Consider the following 6,254-nt stretch of genomic DNA (forward strand, 5'->3'; position numbering starts at 1 on the left):
AGCCCGCCGTCGACGGCGCGGCGCCCGCCGTGCTCGACGAAGCCGCGCGCGCGGCCGTGCTGGCCGAGCTGCGCGCCTTGCAGGCCGAGCTTGCCGAGCTGCAGGGCGAGAGCCCGCTGATCCTGCCGAGCGTCGACTACCAGGCGGTCGCCTCGGTGGTGGCCGACTGGACCGGCATCCCGGTGGGCCGCATGCTGCGCAGCGAACTGCAGACCGTGATGAACCTCGCGAACCTGATGTGCGAGCGCGTGATCGGCCAGGACCATGCGATGGAGGCGATCGCCAAGCGGATCCAGACCTCGCGCGCCGGGCTCGACAATCCCGACCGGCCGATCGGCGTGTTCATGCTGGCCGGCACCTCGGGCGTGGGCAAGACCGAGACCGCGCTGGCGCTGGCCGAGGCCTTGTACGGCGGCGAGCACAACCTGATCACCATCAACATGAGCGAGTTCCAGGAGGCGCACACCGTCTCCACGCTCAAGGGCGCGCCGCCGGGCTACGTCGGTTACGGCGAGGGCGGCGTGCTGACCGAGGCGGTGCGCCGCAAGCCGTATTCGGTGGTGCTGCTCGACGAGGTCGAGAAGGCGCATCCGGACGTGCACGAGCTGTTCTTCCAGGTGTTCGACAAGGGCGTGATGGAGGACGGCGAGGGCCGCGCGATCAACTTCCGCAACACGCTGATCCTGCTGACCACCAATATCGGCACCGAGCTGATCGCCGGCCTGTGCCGCGATCCGGAGCTGATGCCCGACGCCGAGGGCCTCGCCAAGGCGCTGCGCGAGCCGCTCCTGAAGGCCTTCCCGCCCGCGCTGCTGGGCCGCCTGGTGGCGATCCCGTATTTCCCGCTCAGCGCCGAGATGCTGGGGCGCATCGTGAGGCTGCAACTGGAGCGCATCCGCCGCCGCGTCGAGGCGCGCTACCGCGTGCCCTTCGACTACGACGATGCCGTGGTGCAACTGGTGGTGGGCCGCTGCACCGAGAGCGAATCGGGCGGCCGCATGATCGACGCGATCCTGACCAACACCATGCTGCCCGCCGTCAGCCGCGAGTTCCTCACGCGCATGATCGACGGCGGCGAGGTGGCGCGCGTGAGCGTGGGCGTCGAGCGCGGCGATTTCGCCTATCGCTTCGACATGCAGGCGCCGGCGCCGGGCTCGGTCGCCACGGAGGCGCTGGCCTTGCCCCAGGCTTGAACGCGGGGCTGCCGCCGCGCGCGGGGCGGGCGGCGGAATAAACCGCCGGCCCCGCGCGTTTGGTTTCAGGGCGGGCCGCATTCGGTCCGCCGCCAGTCCGTACCAGGAGTTTCGACGTGAAGGCTATTCCCAAGCAGGTCCACATCATCTGGATCGGCGGCGACATCCCGGCGCGCAATCGCGCCTGCATCCAGACATTCGTGCGCCAGAACCCCGACTGGACCATCAATCTGTGGTTCGACGCCAACCAGCTGCTGACCGGCGAGCGCCGCAGCGTGGTCAAGGAGCAGCTCGGCGGCACCGCCACGCCCGACGACTGGAAGGCGATGGCCGGCAATCTCGGCGCGGGCGGCGATACCGCCACCATCCAGTATCTGGCGATGCACTTCAACCAGCGCGGCGAGGTGCTGCGCGGCAAGCGACTGGCCCAGGTCAACGCGATCGCGAGTTTCTGCGCGACCAACGGCATCAAGCTGCGCGAGGTGCAGCGCGACCTGAAGATGGGCAAGAACGCGGCGATCTACCAGAAGGAGCTGGTCGATCGCGGCGCGAACTTCGGCGCGGCGAGCGACGTGCTGCGCATCGAGATCCTGCTCCAGGAAGGCGGCCTCTATGTCGATACCGACGTCGACTGCGTGGCGCCGCTGGGCTCGCTGATCTGCCACCAGTCCTATCCGCGCTTCTCGGCCGTCAGCCATCTGTGGAGGAACGGCATCTCGGAGAGCGAGTGGAAGGACGATAGCTGGTGGGCCCGCAGCTTCTCCGGCCAGACGCCGCCCCCGGTCAGCAATTCGATCATCGCCAGCCATGCCGGCTGCAAGGGCCTGAAGTCCTATCGCCAACTGATCAACGCGAATTTCACCTCGATGCGCACCAGCGAGCAGATGCAGGATTTGTATTTCAACGACGTGCGCACCAGCACGATCCGCATGACCGGGCCGAGCGTGGCCAGCAAGAGCAGCGGCTTCGAGGCGGCGCGCAGCGCGACGGTCACGCCGAAGTCGGGCGACGCGGTCACCCAGTTCAGCGACGAGCGCAAGCTGGAGATGCGCGATCACTGGTATTTCCCGATGTACTGCGTGCAGGACAAGTACTTCCACGACTGGCTGCAATAAGGCCGAGGCAAGCCCGATGCGAACGGAAACCATCATGACCGACGGCCAGCCCCTGTTCGACGTGCCCGGCTGGCGCGGCGGAGCACCGCGATGAAGGCCGCTACCCGGCCCGGCGCGGCGGCCGCACGCCTGGCCGAGACGCTGCGCATGGCGATGCACGCGCACATGAACGCCGAGCTGGATACCGCCGAGCCGCTCTACCGCCGCGTGCTGAAGCTGCAGCCCGCGCATCCCGACGCGCTGCACTACCTCGGCGTGCTGCTGCACCAGCGCGGCCGCGGCGACGAGGCCGTGATCCTGCTCGGCCGCGCGCTCAGGCTCACGCCGCTGCATGCCGACGCGCATTGCAACCTCGGCAACATCCACAAGGAACACGCGCGTCACGCCGAGGCCGAGGCCTGCTATCGCCGCGCCCTCGCGCTGGCGCCGGACCATCCGCAGGCGCTCGGCAATCTCGCCATCGTGCTGGAGGCGCTGGAACGCGTGGATCAGGCGCGCGAAGCCTACCAGGCCTGGCTCGCGCGGATGCCGGCCGATGCGCGCGGGCATTACCAGTTCGGCCGCTTCCTGTGCAGCCATCCGCGCGAGCGCGCCGACGTCGAGCAGGCCGTCGAGCACTTTCGCGGCGCCTTCGCGCTCGATGCCGGCCAATTGCGCGCGCTCGAGGCGCTCGGCATGGCGCTCTACGGCCTGGAGCGGATCGAGGAAGCGGCGGCCGTCTATCGCGACTGGGCCGCGCGCGAGCAGGACAATCCGATCCCGCGCCACATGCTGGCCGCCTGCGGCGCGGCCGAGGCGCCCGCGCGCGCCGGCGACGACTACGTGCGCGAGCTGTTCGATGGTTTCGCCGCCAGCTTCGACGAGCAACTGGTGAAGAACCTCGGCTATCGCGCGCCGCAGGCGCTGGTCGACGTGCTCGCGCCGGTGCTGGCGATGAAGGATGAAGGCAAGCGCGAGGGAGAGGGCAAGGCCGCCGGGCTCGACATCCTCGACGCCGGCTGCGGCACCGGCCTGTGCGCGCCGCTATTGCGCGCTCATGCCCGCGAACTGAGCGGCGTCGACCTCTCGGAAGGCATGCTCGACCAGGCGCGCCGGCGCGGCGGCTACGACAGGCTCGTCAACGCCGAGCTGACGGCCTTCCTGCACGCGCATCCACAAAGCTGGGACCTGATCGTCTCGGCCGACACGCTGGTGTATTTCGGCGCGCTGGAAGCGCTGCTCGCGGCCGCGCACGCGGCCCTGCGCCCCGGCGGCCATTTCGCGTTCAGCGTCGAGACCCTGGCTGGCGAGGCGGCCGGCCATGCGCTGTCGCCGAGCGGCCGTTATCGGCACGGCCGCGCCTATCTCGATGCCGCGCTCGCCGGGGCCGGCTTCGTCGAGGTGTATTTCGAGGCCAAGGCCCTGCGCCGCGAAGCCGGCCGCTGGGTCGACGGCGGCGTGGTTCGCGCGCGCCGCGCGCACTGAGCCGGCCGCCGCGCGTCACGTTCTCGTCATCGCGCGCACCAAAAACGTGCGCCATGGCGTACCGCCCTGTCTGTCGTCGCGAATTTTTTCCCTGGCCGATGAAGGAATAGATCGCGGTGGCCGGGCGTTCTGCTTGTCGAAGGGCGTGCAAATCGCGCCTGCGAATCATGCAAGCGGCAGGAACGGGAGGGCGAACGATGCAGGCAGACGAATTTGACAAGGGATGCAGGACGCTGGACGCGTCGAGCCGCGCGCGTGCCGCGCATCGGCAACGGCGCGAGGCCGCCAGCGATGCCGTGCACGCGAGCCCGGATGCGGGCCCGGCCCATCCCGAGCGTGCCGCGGCGGCCAGCCGCCTGCCGTCGTGCCGCCCGCCGTGCCTCGCGCACGCGCTCGAACGCGTCGAACCCGATGCCTAGCCGACCCGCCCCCTAACGAGGAAACGCAGATCACGTCATGGCTCACGCAATCACGCTCAGCTCCAATCTCGGCAGCAGCCTGCTGTTCTCGAACCTCAGCGCCGAGGAAGCGCTCGGCCGCCTGTTCACCTATCGGCTCGAGGCGATCAGCAAGAACGCTTCGGCCGACCTGCGCGCGCTGCTCGGCACGCCGATGACGGTCAAGCTGGTGAGCCCGCAGGGCTACACGCGCTATTTCAACGGCATCGTGCGCGATGCGGAGCAGGGCGGCTTCGTCAATATCGACGGCGTGCGCTACGCGGTCTATGGCTTCACCCTGGTGCCCAAGCCCTGGCTCTCGACGCGCCGCCGCGACTGCCGCATCTATCGCGGCATGACGGTGCCGCAGATCGTGCAGTCGGTGCTCAACGACGTGGGCTACAGCGACGTCAAGCCGAGCCTGAGCGGCAGCTACCCGGCGCGCGAATACTGCGTGCAGTACCGCGAGAGCGATTTCGACTTCATCAGCCGGCTGATGGAGCAGGAAGGCATCTATTACTTCTTCACGCATGCCGAGGGCAGCCACACCATGGTGCTGGCCGATGCGCTCGGCGCGCACACCACGGTGCCGAGCTTCGAGCAGATCCCCTATGCGCCGCCCACCGAGCGCGGCAAGCGCATGAAGGCCTCGATCAGCGACTGGCAGAGCTCGCGCGAGGTCAACACCACGCGCGTGCAGCTCGACGACTACGACTACCTGAAGCCGAAGGCCTCGCTGCTGGCCTCGGAGGAATTGACCGACCAGGCCGATGCGACCAGCGTCGGCGGCCTGGAAGTTTACGACTGGTCCTACGAATACGTCGGCTACGACCAGAAGCAGTCGGACGGCCAGCGTTACGCGCAGGTGCGCGCCGATGCGCTGAACGTGCCGCTGCTGCTCAGCCAGGGCAGCACCGATGCCTGCGGCCTGGCCACCGGCGTGCTGTTCCGCCTCAAGGATTTCCCGCTGGCCGACGCGAACCAGGAATACCTCGTCACCGAGACCGAGATCCGGCTGGTCGAGCCCGACTACGTGACCGGCGGCGGCATCGACGACGAGGAGGAGCCGTTTCGCTGCAGCTTCAAGGCGATCCGCGGCCGCCAGCCGTTCCGCACCGCGCAGACCACCCCGCAGCCGCGCATCGCCGGGCTGCAGACGGCGGTGGTGTATGGCGACACGCCCGAGGACATCGCGGTCGACAAGTACGGCCGCGTGCAGGTGAGCTTTTTCTGGAGCCGCCCCGGCAAGCCGCATGCCGACAATTCCTGCCCGGTTCGGGTGGCCCAGCTGTGGGCCGGCAAGCGCTGGGGCGCGCAGTTCATCCCGCGCGTCGGGCAGGAGGTGGTGGTCAGCTTCCTGGACGGCAATCCGGACCGGCCGCTGATCATCGGCAGCGTCTACAACGCCGACAACATGCCGCCCTACAGCCTGCCCGACAACAAGACCCAGAGCGGCGTGAAGAGCCGCAGCCACCAGGGCGGCGGCAGCGAGGACTACAACGAGATCCGCTTCGAGGACCGCAAGGGCGCCGAGCAGGTGCTGGTGCACGCGCAGAAGGACCTGCGCGAGGAATCCGAGCACGACCACGACGTGCAGGTCGGCCACAACTACACGCTGACGGCCGGCAACCAGATCCGCCTGGTCACCGGGCTGGCCAGCATCACCATGAAGAGCTCGGGCGAGATCGATATCCAGGGCACCAACCTGACCATCAACGGCGAGATGAACGTGACCCTGATGTCGGGCATCGCGATGGAGATCAACTCCAAGGCGAACCTGAACATGAGTTCGATCGCGGCGATGGAGATCCTCTCCGAGGCCGATTGCCTGATCCAGTCGACCAACCTGCAGTTGATCGGCACGGCCACGGCCGTCCTGGGCGGCGGCGCGCCGATGATCCTGTGAGCGCGATCCTCGACGCCGCCCGCCAGATGCGCCTGGCCGCGCCCGCGATGGCGCGCCTGGACGCGGCGATGAGCCCGCACGCGGCGGTGCGCGCGCTGCTCGACGCGGGCCTCGCGGCCGATGCGCTGAGCCTGCTCGC

At 68.9% G+C, this 6,254-nt stretch carries 5 protein-coding genes; all 5 read left to right on the top strand.

From position 1 onward, the window contains the following. Positions 1–1,193 (top strand): AAA family ATPase (locus F3J10_RS33840; protein ID WP_167243899.1); only part of this gene is annotated, 1,193 nt, incomplete at its 5' end. A gap of 116 nt (positions 1,194–1,309) precedes the next feature. After that, complete coding sequence (locus F3J10_RS33845) at positions 1,310–2,308, top strand: TcdA/TcdB catalytic glycosyltransferase domain-containing protein (protein WP_167243900.1); 999 nt, start codon at positions 1,310–1,312, stop codon at positions 2,306–2,308. A gap of 90 nt (positions 2,309–2,398) precedes the next feature. Continuing rightward, positions 2,399–3,772: a tetratricopeptide repeat protein gene (locus tag F3J10_RS33850; RefSeq protein ID WP_167243901.1), complete on the top strand. Its 1,374-nt coding sequence runs from the start codon at positions 2,399–2,401 to the stop codon at positions 3,770–3,772. 197 nt (positions 3,773–3,969) lie between these two features. Further along, complete coding sequence (locus F3J10_RS33855) at positions 3,970–4,191, top strand: hypothetical protein (protein ID WP_036054682.1); 222 nt, start codon at positions 3,970–3,972, stop codon at positions 4,189–4,191. 37 nt (positions 4,192–4,228) lie between these two features. Next, positions 4,229–6,115, top strand: coding sequence for a type VI secretion system tip protein TssI/VgrG (tssI, locus tag F3J10_RS33860; RefSeq protein ID WP_025098249.1), 1,887 nt, complete (start codon positions 4,229–4,231; stop codon positions 6,113–6,115). Positions 6,116–6,254: the final 139 nt, after the last annotated feature.

The organism is Burkholderia sp. Cy-637 (assembly GCF_011753175.1).
GTDB lineage: Bacteria > Pseudomonadota > Gammaproteobacteria > Burkholderiales > Burkholderiaceae > Burkholderia > Burkholderia gladioli.